This window comes from Pseudomonas sp. S1_G07 (assembly GCF_054668565.1).
In genome coordinates this window covers 3,068,719-3,085,154 of record NZ_CP162778.1, presented here as the reverse complement: position 1 = coordinate 3,085,154, position 16,436 = coordinate 3,068,719, and the positions used below count along the sequence as shown (strand labels likewise).

At 59.8% G+C, this 16,436-nt stretch carries 14 protein-coding genes; 6 read left to right on the top strand and 8 right to left on the bottom strand.

Translation table 11 applies throughout. The features are described 5' to 3' along the window. Positions 1–46: 46 nt before the first annotated feature. From AB4O05_RS14295 to AB4O05_RS14285, 3 genes are all read left to right on the top strand, one after another. Entirely contained in the window at positions 47–661 is a 615-nt protein-coding gene (locus tag AB4O05_RS14295; RefSeq protein ID WP_460136951.1) for a LysE family translocator, read from the top strand. 180 nt (positions 662–841) lie between these two features. Then, positions 842–5,557, top strand: coding sequence for an RNase A-like domain-containing protein (locus tag AB4O05_RS14290; protein WP_460136952.1), 4,716 nt, complete (start codon positions 842–844; stop codon positions 5,555–5,557). Continuing rightward, a complete protein-coding gene (locus tag AB4O05_RS14285; protein WP_460136953.1) occupies positions 5,554–5,868 on the top strand; it encodes a contact-dependent growth inhibition system immunity protein in 315 nt (104 codons plus the stop codon). Before AB4O05_RS14290 ends, AB4O05_RS14285 begins: the two co-directional genes overlap by 4 nt. 196 nt (positions 5,869–6,064) lie before the next feature. Here AB4O05_RS14285 and hemB read toward each other — a convergent pair whose 3' ends face one another. The 3 genes from hemB to AB4O05_RS14270 all read right to left on the bottom strand — a co-directional run bounded on the left by hemB (position 6,065) and on the right by AB4O05_RS14270 (position 8,700). Further along, positions 6,065–7,039, bottom strand: coding sequence for a porphobilinogen synthase (gene hemB / locus AB4O05_RS14280; protein ID WP_460136954.1), 975 nt, complete (start codon positions 7,037–7,039; stop codon positions 6,065–6,067). A gap of 115 nt (positions 7,040–7,154) precedes the next feature. Next, on the bottom strand, positions 7,155–7,997 hold the full coding sequence (locus tag AB4O05_RS14275; protein WP_460136955.1) for a PhzF family phenazine biosynthesis protein: 843 nt from the start codon (positions 7,995–7,997) through the stop codon (positions 7,155–7,157). Positions 7,998–8,001: 4 nt separating this feature from the next. Further along, positions 8,002–8,700, bottom strand: a complete 699-nt coding sequence (locus AB4O05_RS14270) for a glutathione S-transferase N-terminal domain-containing protein (protein WP_460136956.1) — start codon at positions 8,698–8,700, stop codon at positions 8,002–8,004. Positions 8,701–8,954: 254 nt separating this feature from the next. Between AB4O05_RS14270 and AB4O05_RS14265 the strand changes: the two genes are divergently transcribed. Both AB4O05_RS14265 and AB4O05_RS14260 read left to right on the top strand, forming a co-directional pair. After that, positions 8,955–9,656, top strand: a complete 702-nt coding sequence (locus AB4O05_RS14265; RefSeq protein ID WP_460136957.1) for a histidine phosphatase family protein — start codon at positions 8,955–8,957, stop codon at positions 9,654–9,656. A 45-nt stretch (positions 9,657–9,701) separates the two neighbouring features. Then, positions 9,702–10,757, top strand: a complete 1,056-nt coding sequence (locus AB4O05_RS14260; RefSeq protein ID WP_460136958.1) for a permease — start codon at positions 9,702–9,704, stop codon at positions 10,755–10,757. A 109-nt stretch (positions 10,758–10,866) separates the two neighbouring features. On the opposite strand, the gene mnmH is transcribed toward AB4O05_RS14260, so the two are convergent. From mnmH to AB4O05_RS14240, 4 genes are all read right to left on the bottom strand, one after another. Beyond that, positions 10,867–11,961: a tRNA 2-selenouridine(34) synthase MnmH gene (mnmH, locus tag AB4O05_RS14255; RefSeq protein WP_460136959.1), complete on the bottom strand. Its 1,095-nt coding sequence runs from the start codon at positions 11,959–11,961 to the stop codon at positions 10,867–10,869. Further along, complete coding sequence (gene selD / locus AB4O05_RS14250; protein ID WP_460136960.1) at positions 11,961–12,995, bottom strand: selenide, water dikinase SelD; 1,035 nt, start codon at positions 12,993–12,995, stop codon at positions 11,961–11,963. The genes mnmH and selD overlap by 1 nt, the downstream gene beginning before the upstream one ends. Before the next feature lie 94 nt (positions 12,996–13,089). After that, positions 13,090–13,839, bottom strand: coding sequence for a TerC family protein (locus tag AB4O05_RS14245; RefSeq protein ID WP_460136961.1), 750 nt, complete (start codon positions 13,837–13,839; stop codon positions 13,090–13,092). Between the two features lie 28 nt (positions 13,840–13,867). Continuing rightward, positions 13,868–14,119, bottom strand: a complete 252-nt coding sequence (locus AB4O05_RS14240) for a hypothetical protein (RefSeq protein WP_460136962.1) — start codon at positions 14,117–14,119, stop codon at positions 13,868–13,870. A gap of 134 nt (positions 14,120–14,253) precedes the next feature. Between AB4O05_RS14240 and nhaR the strand changes: the two genes are divergently transcribed. Then, positions 14,254–15,156 (top strand): transcriptional activator NhaR, encoded by a 903-nt coding sequence (nhaR, locus tag AB4O05_RS14235; RefSeq protein WP_460136963.1) that lies wholly within the window; start codon positions 14,254–14,256, stop codon positions 15,154–15,156. A 4-nt stretch (positions 15,157–15,160) separates the two neighbouring features. On the opposite strand, the gene AB4O05_RS14230 is transcribed toward nhaR, so the two are convergent. Beyond that, positions 15,161–16,318, bottom strand: a complete 1,158-nt coding sequence (locus tag AB4O05_RS14230; RefSeq protein WP_460136964.1) for an MFS transporter — start codon at positions 16,316–16,318, stop codon at positions 15,161–15,163. Positions 16,319–16,436: the final 118 nt, after the last annotated feature.

Sequence of the window (16,436 nt, the reverse complement as noted above, 5' to 3'; positions counted from 1 at the left end):
GTGACAGGATCTTTCATCCCCCATTCGTACAAGGAGTTTGAATGCCATGCTCAGCCTGAACTTCCTCATCACCTGCCTGATCGTCGTGCTGATACCCGGCACCGGCGTGATCTACACCATTTCCACGGGCGTTACCGCCGGCAGGCGCGCCAGCGTGTGGGCCGCGCTGGGTTGCACCGCCGGAATTATCCCTCACCTGCTGGCCTCGACCCTCGGCCTTTCGGCCCTCTTGCACACCAGCGCCCTGGCGTTCGAAGCGCTGAAATTCGCCGGCGCCGCCTACCTGCTGTACCTGGCGTACGCTACTTGGCGGGATCGCTCGGCCTTTGCCATGCATGACGCACCGGTGGCCTCCAGCGCGCGCAGCCTGATGATCCGTGGCGTCCTGCTGAACATTCTCAACCCCAAACTGAGCCTTTTCTTCCTGGCCTTCCTGCCGCAGTTCGTCACACCAGGCACCAGCGCGCCGGCCCTGCAAATGCTGGTACTGAGCAGTGTGTTCATGGCAATGACGTTTGCCGTGTTTGTGCTGTATGGCTTGCTGGCCAATGTGTTTCGCCGCGCGGTGATCGAGTCGCCACGGGTGCAGAACTGGCTGCGCCGCAGTTTTGCGGCAGCGTTCGCGGGCCTGGGGTTGAACCTGGCGTTTGCGCAGCGTTGAAACCTTGTCGAATCGTCACAATGCAAAGAGGACAAAAGCTGCTGAAACTTCCCACGTAACTGGCGGCTAAGCTCTACAGCCTTCTCCTGAAAACCTCTGCAAAGTCCTTCGCCTGATCACACAGCGCGAGGGATTGCAGATGGTTTTCTTAGTGTGTGCCCCGGTTGAAGGGGCTGTCTCATGATTGCAGCGACCAGCCAAGGCATTGGCTTTCTGGTGCTCGCTGCCATGGATTCGAAGACGCGTGACGTCGAATCCGTCCTCCGCGATTTCCGCGGATGCCTCAACCACTACGATGCCTGGGCCGAGAGTTTTTTCAGCTTTTGCGCGTTGGATATCGAGCAAGTGTTCAAGGTTGGGGACGAGGTGGCACTCGTCGCCCCCATCAACCGTTCCCTTTTCCCCAGCAGCACCGTCACCGCCTGCCGACCAGATGGCACCTTGACCTTGGTGCATATGTTCCAGAGTGCGCGGTTCGTGCCCATTGGCAATACGCCCGTGGTACTCCAGCGCGTCGATCCAGACGGTGGGCCACTGGGCGATCCCATTCATCACACCATCGGCCCCAGCGGCATTCTTGAAGTCAAGGAATGTGATCGCAACCAGCCGTACCGAGTCAATTTCTACCCCAACGTTTCCAAGACACATTTCAAGGCGCTCTATGCCTCCTACCAGTCAGTCATTGCGCCGTTGGAAAACTGGCTGCGCAGTGAATGGAGCAGCACGTTTGGCCCCCTGTGGGAGGGCTACTCCGAGGCGAACTTCCTCAAGCGCTATCTCTCACTGCACCACGCCTATGCCCGTGGGTTTGGTGAGGCATTGTATGCCCTCTGGGACAACCTCAAGCAGCTGTACCAGTGGCTTTCAGCCCCGCTGACCCATGCCGAACAACTGCTGCACTATCTCTCCCAGACCGAGTTTGAACAGTTACTGGCGTTAAGCGCCGAAACCCTCGCCAAGGGTTTGTTGGTGCTCAGCGATGAGCCTTTGCTGTTTATCCACCTGGCGGCGTTGGTCAGTTGGATGCGCCTGCTGCCGCCCCCGTATATGAACGAAATGCTGGGAGAGATCAGCGTCGAAGTGCTGATCAATGTGCTCCTGGGGCTCGCAACCGGTGGTATGGGCGTGGTGGTGCGCATCAGCACAAAAGTACTCGGCGGTATCAAGTCTCTTCGTGTGCGCAAGTGGCTGGAACAGATCGCCACACAGTTCGGTACGGCGCGTTTGGATGGGCATGCCGAGGCCCTCAAACCGGTGCTGCTCAAGAGTGACGCTGTTGCAATCAGCACGGTGCCGGATGCGCGATTAAAGGCTGGGGAGCATGTGGTTTCCAACCCGGTGCCGGCGGTTCGTAACAAGTCGCAGCGGACAGTGTTGGTTCGGCAGGAGGCTGTTGACGATGCGCCTGTTTCGGGGAAGAACCCGAACGGGGATGCGGCGGCCTCCTCGGAAAAAACCGTTACTAATGGCTGCCCGGTGTCGATGGTCACCGGCGAGGAACTGCTGACCCTCACCGACGGCACGCTGGACGGGATCTTGCCGTTTGAGTGGACGCGGTTGTATCGCACCAGTGCGGTGGAACTGGATGTTGGATTGGGGTTTGGTTGGAGCCATTCGCTGGCGCAGCGGCTGATGGTTTCAGGCGATTCGGTGGTGTGGACCGACCATGAAAACCGCTCGACCGAGTTTCCGCTGCCTAGCGCTGCTCGGCCGGCGATTACCAATAGCCTGGCCGAGGCGGCGATTTACTTGGGGACTTCGCCGGACGAGTTGGTGCTGGCCCAGGCGTCGCGGTTTTATCACTTTCGCGATGGTGTGCTGTTCTCGATCAGCGATGCGTATGACAACCGCCTGCGGATTTCCCGGGATTTTTTGGGGCGCATTGAACGCTTGGATAACGGCGCGGGGCGTTCGCTGTGCTTGCGTTATGAGGCGGGTCGCATCGTCGCGGTGGATTACCAGGTTCAGCGGGCCGAAGGCCGTGAAGAGTATGCCTGGATTACCGAGCAGAACGTCGTTTCCTACGCCTATGACGACGCAGGCCGACTGGTTGGTGCGACCAATGCTGTAGGTGAGCGCGAGGTTTATCGCTACGACGATCAGCACGTCATTCTGGAGCGTGGGCTGGCCGGTGGGGCGAGTTTCTTTTGGGAGTGGGAAAGATCGGGCAAGGCGGCGCGGTGTGTCCGGCACTGGGCCAGTTTTTCGCAGATGGATACGCGGTATGTGTGGGGTGGCGACGGCAGCGTCACGGTGCACAACGCCGATGGTAGCCAGGAGGTTTATGTCCACGATGATCGGGCGCGGCTGGTGCAGCGCGTCGATCCGGACGGTGCTCAGCATTTCAAATCCTACGATGAAAAAGGTCGGCTGACGGTCGAGCAGGATCCGCTGGGCGCAGTAACGGCCTATCAATACGACGATGCCGGACGTTTGGTGGCGGTGTTTCCGGGGGATGATGAGCCAACGTCCTACGAACATGACAATGGCTTCATACGGGTGGTGCGTCGGGGTGAGGCGGTTTGGAAGTATGCGCGTAACGATCAGGGCGACGTAACGCGTAAGACCGATCCCGATGGTCAGGTTACCGACTACAGCTACAACAAGTACGGGCAGTTGATTGGAGTTTGGTATCCGGATCACAGCTGTCACCGCCTGGCGTGGAATGAGCGCGGTCAGCTCATTGAGGAGCAACTGCCGAATGGCGCTATTACGCGCTATCGCTATGACGACCTGGGAAGGCAGATTGCCCGCGAGGATGAACACGGTGCGCTGACCCAGTATCAATGGGACAGTGTCAGCCGGTTAGTTCGTGTCGTAATGCCCGGCGGTGCAACCCGCGAATACACCTACAACCCCTACGGCAAAATCACCGCCGAACGCGACGAACTCGGCCACGTCACCCGCTACGAATACGCCGACGGCCTGCACCTGATCAGCCGCCGCATCAACGCTGACGGCACCCAGGTCAACTACCGCTACGACAACGCTCGACTGCTGCTGACCGAAATCGAAAACGAAGTCGGCGAAACCTACCGCCTGGACTACCACGCCAACGGCCTGATCCAGCAGGAAGTCGGCTTCGACGGCCAGCGCACCGCCTACGTCTATGACCTCAACGGCAACCTGCAGGAAAAGACCGAACACGGCGACGATGGCCGTCAGCTAATCACCCGCTACGAACGCGACCATGCCGGCCGCCTCGTACGAAAAACCCTGCCAGACGGCAGCAAGGTTGATTACACCTACGACCGCCAGGGCAATCTCCTCAGCGTCAACGACGGCCACTGGGCGTTGGCCTACGAGTACGACAGCCAAAACCGTCTCACCGCCGAACATCAGGGCTGGGGCACCTTGCGTTATGGCTATGACGCCTGCGGTCAACTCAAACACCTGCGCCTGCCGGACAACAACCGCCTCAGCTTCAACCACGACAAAGGCGGCGAGCTCGCCACTGTTGAGTTGAATGGGGAAACACTCACATCGCACCTATTCAAATCAGGCCAGGAACACCAACGCCAACAAGGCCAACTCCTCAGCCATTACCACTACGACGATCAGCAGCGCCTGCACGCCCACACCATCACCCAGCAGGAAAACCACCTCTACCAACGTCACTACGACTACGACAAAACCGGCAACCTCACCCGCCTCCACGACACCCGCAAAGGCGAACACCGCTACCACTACGACCCCTTAGGCCGCCTTACCCGCGCCGACCACTCCCAAGACCTGCAGGAACGCTTCGGCCACACCCCCGCCGGCACCCTGCTCATGCAAGACCGCCCCGGCCCCGACATCGTCGCCGGCAACCGCCTGATGATCCAGGGCGACCGACATTACGACTACGACGCCTTCGGCAACCTGATCCGCGAACGGCGTGGCAAAGGCCATCAACTCGTCACCGAATACCGCTACGACTGCCAACACCGCCTGATCGGTATTACCCAACCCAACGGCCAAACCGCCAGCTACCGCTACGATCCATTTGGACGGCGCATCAGCAAAACCGTAGATGGCATAACGACGGAGTTTTTCTGGCAAGGCGACAAACTCATCGCCGAACACCATGCGGATCGCCACCGCAGTTACCTCTACGAACCCGACAGCTTCCGCCCGTTGGCACTGTTGGAAGGCTTCGGCCCACAAGAAACAAAACCCTATCACTACCAACTCGACCACCTCGGCACGCCGCAGGAACTGACCACCCCCGACGGCGAAATCGTCTGGTCCGCGCACTACCGCGCCTACGGCCAGATCAGCCGCCTCGACGTCGGAAAAGTCGACAACCCGCTGCGCTTCCAAGGCCAATACTTCGACCCGGAAAGTGGGCTGCACTACAACCGCCATCGCTACTACAATCCGGATGTTGGTCGTTACCTCACGCCTGATCCGGTGAAGCTGGCGGGTGGGATCAACGCCTACCAGTACGTGCCCAATCCGACGGGGTGGGTGGATCCGTTAGGCTTGAGCTGTAAGCCCAGTAACTGCCCTGAAGGTCCGTATAGCGTAATAGTTCCTGGCGGAGGCTTATACACACATGAATCTGCTGGTGGGCACCTAATCAAAAAGCATGTTGGCAGAACCGACGAGCAACTCGCTGAACGTTTGAAGCAAGAACCTCACGTTCCTACCGCCTCTACTTTCCCTGATCGTGCGACAGCCGAGTCGGTAATTTCAAAAGTCCTTAACGAAAACAAAGCTAAAATAAATAAATTTCTTAAAGGAAAGGATAATCAAATTGTAATTACTCAAACAACTCAGGAGCCTGTAGGTGTAAGCCTGAAAAGGGGGTCTCAGACGACGGTCCCAGGAAAAGAAATTTACCTTATTATTCGAAAAGACAAAGAAATGCCACACGGCTATAGAATTCATACTGGATACCCAAACCCATGAAAAAACAACTTCCTGAATTACAGCAATTTCTAGCTGGCTATTTTCATCAAGACTGGGTTGACGAACACAAAAATGCAGACGAAGTAATTAAGAGCTTCATATCTGAAACATCGACGGAAACCATAGCCAAAGTTAAGCAGGAACTTAAAACTTTGATATCACTAGAAAAACCCGAAAAAGATCTTCAAGCTTTTTTATTTTATGACATAGGCTGCAACTACTATTACCCTCACGAATGGAGCGATGGAATATCGTGGCTAAAACATATCTGTTTAGTTTTTAGCCAAATTGAAAACAAAACCAACAACTAAGCTAATAACCCTCAAAAATCACAGCATAAATATTACAACGGCCAAGTTAGTACGACGAGCAACCGACATGCTTGTCGAAGGGTCAGGCTACCCCAGTCCGGACGATGCGGTGTTTCAGGTAGCTCGACGGTGTCAGTTTTGGGGCTGCTGCGCAGCCCGACGCGAGCAAGCTCGCCACAAGGGTTTCGCGCGGCTTTCAGATCCCCGCCAACGCCAAATCCATCGCAAAATACGTAAAAATCAAATCCGCCCCCGCTCGCTTGATCGACCCCAACGTCTCGCGCACCACCCGATCCTCATCAATCGCACCCGCCTGGGCACCAAACTTGATCATCGCGTACTCACCGCTGACTTGATACGCCGCCACCGGCAAGCGTGAGGCTTCGCGGATGTCGCGGATGATGTCGAGGTAGGCACCGGCCGGCTTGACCATCAGGGCGTCCGCGCCTTCCTGTTCGTCGAGCAGTGATTCGCGCACGGCTTCGCGGCGGTTCATCGGGTTCATCTGGTAGCTTTTGCGGTCGCCCTTGAGCGCGCTGCCGCCGGCTTCGCGGAACGGGCCGTAGAGGGCCGAGGCGAATTTGGTGGAATAAGCCATGATCGGGATATGGGTGAAGCCCGCATCATCGAGGGCACGGCGGATGGCCTGGACCTGGCCGTCCATCGCGGCCGAGGGGGCGATCACATCGGCGCCGGCGCGGGCGGCGGCCACGGCTTGTTTGCCCAGGTTGACCAAGGTCGCATCGTTGTCGACATGGGCGCCGTGCATCACGCCGCAGTGGCCATGGTCGGTGTATTCGCAGAAGCAGGTGTCGGACATCACGACCATTTCCGGCACCGCGTCCTTGATGATCGAGGACATGCGCGAGACCAGGCCGCGTTCTTTCCAGGTGTCGCTGCCGCTGGCGTCCAGGTGATGGGACACACCAAAAGTCATCACCGACTGGATGCCGGCGCGGGCATAACGCTCGATCTCGGCGGCCAGCTTCTTCTCAGGGATGCGCCGCACACCCGGCATGCTGGTGATCGGCACAAAATCGTCGATTTCTTCCTCGACGAAAATCGGCAGTACCAGGTCGTTGAGGGTGAATTCGGCTTCCTGGAACAAACCACGTAGCTGCGGGGAGCGGCGCAGGCGGCGTGGGCGAGCTTGGGGGAACTGGCTGGTCATGGGTTTCCTGACTTAAGACAAATCACTTTGGGGCGAAAGCTTATGCCCCAGACCCCTGCCGCACAAACGCCCAGGGGCCAACAGTGTATTGCTCGGCTGGTAATAATTCATTGATCTAGAGCTGTAGACGTCCTTCGATGCACACTGCGACGGCACCGCCGATCCAGATCTCCTCACCCTGGCGCTCGACACGGATACGCCCCGCGCGCCCCATGACGGTGCCTTGGCTGACCACATAGCGCTCCGGCGCCAGGCCTTCACCCAGCAGCCATTGGGCAACGCCGGCATTCAGGCTGCCGGTGGCCGGGTCTTCCGGCGCCCCGTCGCCGGCGATAAATGCGCGCACTTCAAATTGCGCGTCCACGTCGTCGTGCGCGGGGTCGCAAGGCGCAATCACGCCCACCGCCAGGCCACGCAGTTGCGCATAATCGGGTTGCAGATCAAGCACCGCCTGGCGATCAGCCAACATCACCGCCAGCCAACCTGCGCCGTTATCCACCCATTGGCTACGCACGACCGCCTCCGGTGCAAGGTTCAACCCCAGGCATACACACTCCAGTACGTCGTCTTCCACCGGTCCCGAACGCAGCAATGGCGGTGCGATGAATGCCAGTTCAGTGCCTTGACGACGAATACGCACCAGGCCGATTTCGCACTCCTGGATGATCTCCTCACCCTTTGGCACACCGCCCGCCGTCAACCATGCGTGGCAGCTGCCCAGCGTCGGGTGCCCGGCGAAGGGCAGCTCCTGCAAGGTGGTAAAAATTCTCACCCGGTAGTCCGCCCGTGGATCACGCGGTGTCAGTAAAAAGGTGGTCTCACTGAGGTTGGTCCATTTGGCAAAGTCGGCCATCTGCTGGTCACTCAGGCTGTCTGCGCCGAGCACCGTCGCCAACGGGTTACCTTTGAGCGCGACGCTGCTGAACACATCCAGTTGTTTGAAATCGAAAGTCGGCATTCGCTCAGCTCGGAATATTCAGGCCACGGATAACGGCCGGGCGGGCGACAAAGCCATCGAGCGCGCGCAGTACGTTAGGGAAATCGGCGATGCCCACCACGTCGCCCGACTCGTAGAAACCGATCAGGTTGCGAATCCACGGGAAGGTGGCGATATCGGCGATGCTGTAGTCGTCGCCCATGATCCAGGTGCGGCCCAGCAGGCGTTTTTCCAGCACCTCCAGCAGTCGCCGGGATTCGGCGGCGTAGCGGTCACGGGGGCGTTTGTCTTCGTAGGCCTTGCCGGCGAACTTGTTGAAGAACCCCAACTGGCCAAACATAGGGCCGATACCGCCCATCTGGAACATCAGCCATTGAATGGTTTCATAACGTGTCGCCGGATCTTCGGAGAGCAACTGGCTGGTTTTTTCCGCCAGGTAGATCAGGATCGCGCCGGACTCGAACAGCGCCAACGGCTGGCCGCTGGGGCCATTGGGGTCGATGATCGCGGGGATCTTGTTGTTGGGGTTCAGGGACAGAAACTCGGGAGAGAGTTGGTCCTGGGTCTCGAAACTGACCTTGTGTGCCTCATACGGCAGCCCCAGCTCCTCGAGCATGATCGAGACCTTTACCCCATTGGGCGTGGGCAACGAGTACAGTTGCAGACGCTCGGGGTGTCGGGCTGGCCATTTGCTGTTGATCGGAAAGGCAGCGAGTGAGTTCATCGGCATGATCCCTGAGGCAGAAAGCCCCATGATAGTCATCTCAACGCTGTCCTGCATGGGTCATTAATACGCAACATCGGCGGGCTATTATCCCGCGTGGGAGAACCAATACGCCCGATCGCACTCTTAAGGTGCGCGCATGGTGAAAGGAGGCACCTGGCTGTATCGACAAGGAACACACCGCACTACGTCCAAGGCGTCGCTGTGGCCCGGCTTGTCCGCCTTAACGCAATGCACGAAGACTCGAACCTACAATGAAGATCAAGCCTCTGCGCCTTGTGCCCACACTGAAACGCTACGCCTACACCCTGTTGCCACTCTTGCTGGTCAGCGCCGCCATGGTCGCCGCCCTCGACGCCCGTGAAAGCCGCGCCCAACCCGTGGACGGCGTGCAAACCCTGGTGTTCCTGCGCCATGGTGAAAAACCCGCCGGGGGCCTGGGCCAGCTCAATTGCCAGGGCCTGAACCGAGCGATGAACCTGGCGACGGTATTGCCGGAAAAATTCGGCAAGGCCGACTTCGTCTTCGCGGCGAACCCGACGCGCAATGTCGAGGAAGGCGAGCTGGACAATTCCTACAGCTACATTCGCCCACTGATGACCATCAGCCCCAGCGCCATCAAATTGGGCCTGCCGGTGAATATCAAGTTCTCGGCGAACGACACCAGCGACCTGGCCGACGAACTGGTGGAAGACAAATACCATAACGCCACGATCTACACCGCCTGGTCCCACGGCTACCTGCCGGAGTTGATCAACAAGGTGGCGAGCGAAGCCTCCGGCGAAAAACACACCATCACCGATGACTGGTCCGGCAGCGACTACGACACCTTGTATGTACTGACGCTGACCTGGCACAACGGCAAGGCCTCGCTGCTGAGTCGCAACTATAAGCAAGGCTTGAACCACGGCGACGAAAACTGTCCGCAACCAACGCAGGTGAGTGCCGACAGCTGACAGCGTATGATGCGTCGCTATTGACTCATCTGCGGATCACCAACCATGTCCTACCTCTCCTCCACCCAGCCCAACCGGGGCTGGTCATTCTGGTGGAAACCAGCACTGTTCCTGCTGGTCGCCTGCGTCGGCCTCTATTACGTGAAGTGGTCGCCCTACTACTTCAAGGCGTTTGTAGCGGCTGACAATCACAGCATCGGCGCGTCGATTCTCAATGATCAACAGAGCTCGCCACTGGCGGGGGCGCTGGCCTATGCCCAGGTGTATTTCCTGGCGATCTGGAAAGCTGCGGTGCTGGCGGTGATTCTGGGCTCGCTGCTGCAAGTGCTGATTCCGCGCGATTGGTTGCTGCGCCTGTTTGGCCGCGCCGGGCTGGGGTCGACCCTGCGCGGCGGGCTGTTCGCCTTGCCGGGGATGATGTGCAGCTGCTGCGCCGCCCCGGTGGCGGCGGGCATGCGCCGCCAGCAAGTGTCGGTGGGCGCGGCGCTGGCCTTCTGGATCGCCAACCCGGTGCTCAACCCGGCCACCCTGGTGTTCATGGGCTTTGTGCTGGGCTGGGGCTTTACCGCCTTGCGCCTGGTGGCGGGGGTTGTGCTGGTGGTGGGAGTGTCGCTGGTGGCGCAACGCATTGCTCGCCCCGAGCAGGTGCCGGAAGCAGCGCTGGAGGCTGTGGCCGACGTCAGTGCCGTCGAGTCGCAACCGTTCCTGAGCCGCTGGTTGCGCACCCTGTGGCAGTTGTTCTGGAGCACGATCCCGATCTATATCCTGGCGGTGCTGGTCCTGGGCGCGGCGCGGGTGTGGCTGTTCCCCCATGTGGACGGGGCCATGACCAACAGCCTGGTGTGGCTGGTGCCGCTGGCGATCGTCGGCACGCTGTTTGTGATTCCTACAGCGGCAGAGATCCCTATCGTACAGACCATGATGACTCTGGGCATGGGCACCGGCCCGGCCGTGGCCCTGCTGATGACTCTGCCAAGCGTGAGCCTGCCGTCGCTGCTGATGCTGCGTAAGGACTTCGATGCGCGGGTGCTGGTGACAGTCGCCGGGCTGACGATGCTGGTGGGTGTGGTGTGTGGGTTGATCGGTGCGGTGATTCTCTAGCGGTTGGGTGAGGCGGAGGGCCTCTTTCGCAGGCAAGCCAACTGCCACCTCGACTGTATTCACAGTTCAAAATGTGGGAGCTGGCTTGCCTGCGATGGCGCCAGAAAGGTCAGCCGTGTCTATGACGCAGATACTCCATCACGGCGCCCTGCTCCCCGGCAAACTCGATGCGCGCGCCTTTGCTTTCACGCTGGAAGGCGTACATCGGGTCGTAATACTCGCGCAATAACCCTTCGATCCACCCACGATGCAGGTCCACGGCGCCACTGCGTGCCTGTTCCGCCAGGGCTTCCTGCATGATCGTGTGCAAGCGCTGGAAACGTTCGCCGCCCAGGCGCTTATGGATATTGGCCAGGCTCTGGGTCAGACGCTCGCTGAACAATGCGTAGCCGTTTTCGCCAAACACCGCAATGAACTCAGCACACAGGTCGACGACATAATCGCGCAGGATGCGCTCGACGCGCCCTTCGAGGCTGTCTTCCAGCCACACCATCGCAAAGCCCTGCATGCCCTTGTGCAACGGCAACGGCAGGGCGCAACTGCCAATCATGCGGCTTTCGTCCTCGACCACGAACTGCTCGATGCCGCCCGCGCGCTTTTTCAGCAGGTCTACCGCCAGGCGGTTCTCAAAGTCGATGTTGGACGGCTGCGTCGTGGCGCGCTTGCCAAAGCTGGAACCGCGATGATTGGCGTGGCCTTCCAGGTCCAAGGCGTTGCGCAGTTGCCCCAGCACTTCAGTCTTGCCGGTGCCGGTCATACCGCCCAGCAACACGAAGTCGCACTCGGCCGTGGCCTGTTCAATGGTCTCCACCAGGAACGTACGCATGGCCTTGTAGCCACCCCCTACCCGGGGGTATTCGATACCGGCTTCGGTTTTCAGCCATTGCTGCACGATCTGCGAACGCAGCCCGCCGCGAAAGCAATACAGGTAACCGTCGGGGTTGGCCTGGGCGAAGCGTGCCCATTGCTCGATACGTTCGGCCTTTATTGCACCGGACACCAGCTCATGGCCCAGCACGATGGCCGCCTGCTGGCCCTGCTGCTTGTAGCAGGTGCCGACCCGCTGACGTTCGTCATCGGTCATCAGCGGCAGGTTGATCACCCCGGGAAACGCGCCCTTGGTGAACTCGACCGGCGCGCGGGTATCCATCATCGGCCGGTCGTTGAGGAAGATGTCGCGGTAATCGGTGATGTCAGTCGCCATCAAGCCACCTCTACCGCGTGGGTCTGTCGCTCAACCAGCTCGCCAATCGGCGCAAGGCTCAAGCCGAGCTCGGCGGCCACGGCGTGGAATTCGGCATCGCCTTCGGCGGTTACGGCGATCAACAGGCCGCCGCTGGTCTGCGGGTCGCACAGCACGCGCTTGTGCAGCTCCTGCAACCGCCCGAGCTTGCTGGCGTAGCTGTCGTAGTTGCGCAAGGTGCCACCGGGCACACAGCCCTGTTCCAGGTAGTACTCAACCCCAGGCAGACGTGGGACTTTTTCATACTCGATGCGCGCGGTCAGGCCGCTGCCGTCGGCCATTTCTACCAGGTGGCCCAACAGGCCGAAACCGGTGACATCGGTCATGGCCGTCACGCCGGCCAGCTTGCCGAAGCGGCTGCCGGGTTTGTTGAGGGTACACATCCAGTCACGCGCCAGGCCGATATCCGCCTCGCGCAACTTGCCCTTCTTTTCGGCGGTGGTGAGGATGCCGATCCCCAGGGGTTTGGTCAGGTACAGCTTGCAGCCGGCGGTGGCGGTGTCGTTGCGCTTCATATGGCGCTTTTGCACGATGCCGGTCACGGCCAGGCCGAAAATCGGCTCCGGGGCATCAATGGAGTGGCCGCCCGCCAGGGGGATGCCGGCGGCGTCGCACACCGAACGCCCGCCGCGAATCACCTCGCGCGCAATTTCCGGCGCCAGCACGTTCACCGGCCAACCAAGAATGGCGATGGCCATCAGCGGATCGCCGCCCATGGCGTAGATGTCGCTGATGGCATTGGTGGCGGCGATGCGGCCGAAGTCGAAGGGGTCATCGACAATCGGCATGAAAAAATCGGTGGTGGAGACCACGCCGCGCTCGTCGTCGATGGCGTATACCGCCGCATCATCGCGTGAGGCGTTGCCTACCCACAGGTTCGGGTCGAGGTTCTGTGCGCCGCTGCCGGCGAGGATCACTTCCAGCACCTGGGGCGAAATCTTGCAGCCGCAACCCGCGCCGTGGCTGTACTGGGTAAGGCGAATCGGCTCGTTCATGGTGGACCTCAAGCTATCAAGTGGGCGGATTCTACCAGACAGCAAAAGGCCGGCTGGGCTCTTGTGAGCACAGCCGGCCTATTTGTTTCAGCGGTTACTGTCGAGCAGCGAGCAAACGCTTGTGGCGGTTGCGCCGCGCGATGTTCAAGCACTCGATGGCTGCCGAGAAGGCCATGGCCGCGTATACGTAGCCTTTAGGCACATGGGCGCCGAAGCCTTCGGCGATCAGCGTCATACCGATCATGATCAGGAAGCCCAGGGCCAGCATCACCACGGTCGGGTTGTCGTTGATGAACTTGGCCAGGGGCTCGGCCGCTACCAGCATCACGATCACCGAGGTCACCACGGCAATGATCATGATCGGCAAGTGTTCGGTCATGCCCACGGCGGTGATGATGCTGTCGATGGAGAACACCAGGTCGAGCAACAGGATCTGCCCGATTGCGGCTGCAAAGCCGATGGCCACGACATTACCAGCGCTGGCCTTCTCTTCCGGCTCCGGATCCATGCTGTGGTGGATCTCGGTGGTGGCCTTCCACACCAGGAACAGGCCACCGGCGATCAGGATCATGTCCTTCCACGAAAACGCCTGGCCGAACACTTCGAACACCGGCGCCGTCAGTTGCACGATAAAGGCGATGGTGCTCAACAGGCCCAGGCGCAATACCAAGGCCATGCTGATACCGATGCGCCGCGCCTTGGCCCGGTGTTTCTCGGGTAATTTGTTGGTGAGGATCGAGATAAAGATCAGGTTATCGATGCCCAGCACGATTTCCATGACGATCAAGGTGGCCAATGCCACCCAAGCCGTGGGGCTGGCGGCCAGTTGTAAAAGGTAATCCATGGTTCAGTCCTGACGTTGTGCTGGGAAATTAGCTTTCTTGGGTGTTCGATTCAGACTCTTTTTCTTGCTGATCATTCTTTTTTTGCGGGCTGATCAAGCCTTGTGTCGCTTCACTCAATGCCTGCTCGGCGGCCTTGTGGGTGTCATCGATGGCTTGCTTGGCGGATTCGGTGGCTTTGCCCAGCACCTGTTGCGCGCTTTTTTCCACCTGATCGCAACCGCTGATCATCACTAATGAAAGCGCAAGCAACGACGCCGCGCCGAGAGAATTGAGTTTCATGATGTATGCCTCGTTAGCACCAATGGGTCCAAATAGTGGCCCCGCGATAGCGAGGCATTCTATGCAGGTGAACACTTCAGTAAAATTCGTATTTTTCTCGTATATACTTCGATTTTTACGAAGTGACGACGCCGATGCTCAATTACCGACAGCTGCATTACTTTTGGGTCGTAGCCAAGACTGGCAGCATTGTGCGTGCCTGCGAGCAACTGAACCTCACCCCCCAGACCATCAGCGGGCAGATCAGCCTGCTGGAGCAAACCTTCGGTATCGCGCTTTTTCAACGGGTCGGTCGTCAGCTTGAGCTGACCGAGGCCGGGCGCCAGGCCCTGCCCTATGCCGAGCAGATGTTCCAGACCGGGAATGAATTGGAGGCAATGCTGCGCGCGCAACCCAATGAACAGCAGATTGTGTTTCGGGTCGGTGTCGCGGATGTGGTGCCCAAGTCCATCGTTTACCGGCTGATCGCACCGACCATGGAGTTGAGCGAGCCGATCCGCATCACCTGCCGCGAAGACAAACTCGAACGTTTATTGGCCGACCTGGCGATCCAGCGCCTGGATCTGGTGATCTCCGACAGCCCCATGCCCTCGCACCTGGATATCAAGGGCTACAGCCAGAAACTGGGGGAATGTGGCATCAGTTTTTTTGCCACCCAGGCGCTGGCTGACCAGCACGGTGGCGACTTCCCACAGTGCCTGCACGGCGCGCCGTTGCTGATTCCGGGCGCCGAAACCGTGGTGCGCAGCCGTCTGCAACGCTGGTTCGCCGAACAGCAGATCCAGCCGAAAATCATCGGCGAATTCGATGACAGCGCCCTGATGCAGGCGTTTGGCCAATCCGGCAGCGGAATTTTTATCGCCCCCAGCGTGATCGCCGAGGAGGTGGTGCGCCAGTATGGCGTGGCGCTGATTGGCCAGACCGATGCGGTCACCGAGTCGTTCTACGCGATCTCGGTGGAACGCAAGGTCAAGCACCCCGGCATCGTGGCGATTACCGAGGGCGCAAGGCGCGAGCTGTTTACTGCCCTGCCCTGACCGCTCAGGCGCTGGACGCGACCGGCTGTTTGGCGGTCATCAACCACAGCGCCAGCAGGATCGACACCAGGATAAACCCGGATGCCGCAAAGCCCAGGCTGCCCAGGCCAAGAGTGTCGATCACGTGCCCGCCGACCAACGCCCCCAGGCCGATACCCAGGTTGGCCCCGGCAATGTTCAGCGACGCGGCAAATGCCGGCGCGTGGGGCGCGGCCTTCATCAGGCGTACATGGCTGACCAGAAACATCGCCGCCTGGGTCACGCCCCACACCGCCATTGCCGCGGCCAGGCCGACGGTGGAGTGGATCGCCGGCACCAGCGCCACCATGCCGGCGATCATGAACCCGCAGAACACCATGGACGCGATCAGCGGGTGGCGATCCACCGCGCGGCCGCCCAGGGAATTGCCGATCAACCCCACCGCGCCGAACCCCATCAGGCACCAGCCCACCAGGGTGCCGTCGAAGCCGGCCAGGCGTTCAAGGATGTCCGCCAGGTAGGTGTAGGCGGTGAACATGCCGCTGAACACCAGGATCGACAGCAGGATATGACCCTGCATCAACGGGTTGCGCAGGATCTTGAACTGCGAGCGCAACGTCACCTGGTCATTCTTGGGTGCTGTCACCGGCAGGTAGATAAACAGCAGCAACGCCTTGGCCAACGCCACCACGGCAAGGATGGCGAACGCGCTGCGCCAGCCGAACATGTCGGAAATCAGCGTGCCCACCGGGATGCCGAACACCGTGGCGCAGACGATGCCGAAACCGATTTTCTCGATGGCGCGCCCGGCATAGTCCGGGCCGACAATGTCCACCGCCGTCTCACTGGCCAGGGCCCAGAACACCGGCAAGCCCAAGGCCGGGATCAAGCGCGCAAACGCCATGACCCAGATATTCGGCGCGAGCGCGGCGATGGTATTGGCCACACCGAACATGATCAGGATAGAAATAAACAGGCGCTTGCGTGGGAACCGCGCGCAGTAAGCTGTGAGAAACGGCCCAAAGGCCGCCACGGTAAACGCGAACAGTGTCACCAGCAGCCCGGCCTGGGACACGCTTACATTCAAGTCCCGGGCAATCGACGGCAACAGACCGACGATGATGAATTCCGTGGTCAGCACGGTAAAGCCGGCGGCCGACAGCAGCAGGATGGGAAACAGCATGAAAACTCCAGAAACGACGACATCAACGGCAGCCCTGAGGGCCCGCTGACAAAGAGGAAAAATGAGAAGGAGGGAATCTTAACAGAACATGTCCGGATTTGGCCAAACCCGGCTGGCG

Bases quoted from the DNA above. Each gene is read 5' to 3' on its own strand.
- AB4O05_RS14245 (WP_460136961.1), bottom strand. From the start codon at position 13,839: ATGGATTACCTTTTACAACTGGCCGCCAGCCCCACGGCTTGGGTGGCA.
- selD (WP_460136960.1), bottom strand. From the start codon at position 12,995: ATGAACGAGCCGATTCGCCTTACCCAGTACAGCCACGGCGCGGGTTGC.
- AB4O05_RS14275 (WP_460136955.1), bottom strand. From the start codon at position 7,997: ATGCCGACTTTCGATTTCAAACAACTGGATGTGTTCAGCAGCGTCGCG.
- mnmH (WP_460136959.1), bottom strand. From the start codon at position 11,961: ATGGCGACTGACATCACCGATTACCGCGACATCTTCCTCAACGACCGG.
- AB4O05_RS14230 (WP_460136964.1), bottom strand. From the start codon at position 16,318: ATGCTGTTTCCCATCCTGCTGCTGTCGGCCGCCGGCTTTACCGTGCTG.
- AB4O05_RS14260 (WP_460136958.1), top strand. From the start codon at position 9,702: ATGTCCTACCTCTCCTCCACCCAGCCCAACCGGGGCTGGTCATTCTGG.
- AB4O05_RS14265 (WP_460136957.1), top strand. From the start codon at position 8,955: ATGAAGATCAAGCCTCTGCGCCTTGTGCCCACACTGAAACGCTACGCC.
- AB4O05_RS14295 (WP_460136951.1), top strand. From the start codon at position 47: ATGCTCAGCCTGAACTTCCTCATCACCTGCCTGATCGTCGTGCTGATA.
- nhaR (WP_460136963.1), top strand. From the start codon at position 14,254: ATGCTCAATTACCGACAGCTGCATTACTTTTGGGTCGTAGCCAAGACT.
- hemB (WP_460136954.1), bottom strand. From the start codon at position 7,039: ATGACCAGCCAGTTCCCCCAAGCTCGCCCACGCCGCCTGCGCCGCTCC.
- AB4O05_RS14270 (WP_460136956.1), bottom strand. From the start codon at position 8,700: ATGAACTCACTCGCTGCCTTTCCGATCAACAGCAAATGGCCAGCCCGA.
- AB4O05_RS14240 (WP_460136962.1), bottom strand. From the start codon at position 14,119: ATGAAACTCAATTCTCTCGGCGCGGCGTCGTTGCTTGCGCTTTCATTA.
- AB4O05_RS14290 (WP_460136952.1), top strand. From the start codon at position 842: ATGATTGCAGCGACCAGCCAAGGCATTGGCTTTCTGGTGCTCGCTGCC.
- AB4O05_RS14285 (WP_460136953.1), top strand. From the start codon at position 5,554: ATGAAAAAACAACTTCCTGAATTACAGCAATTTCTAGCTGGCTATTTT.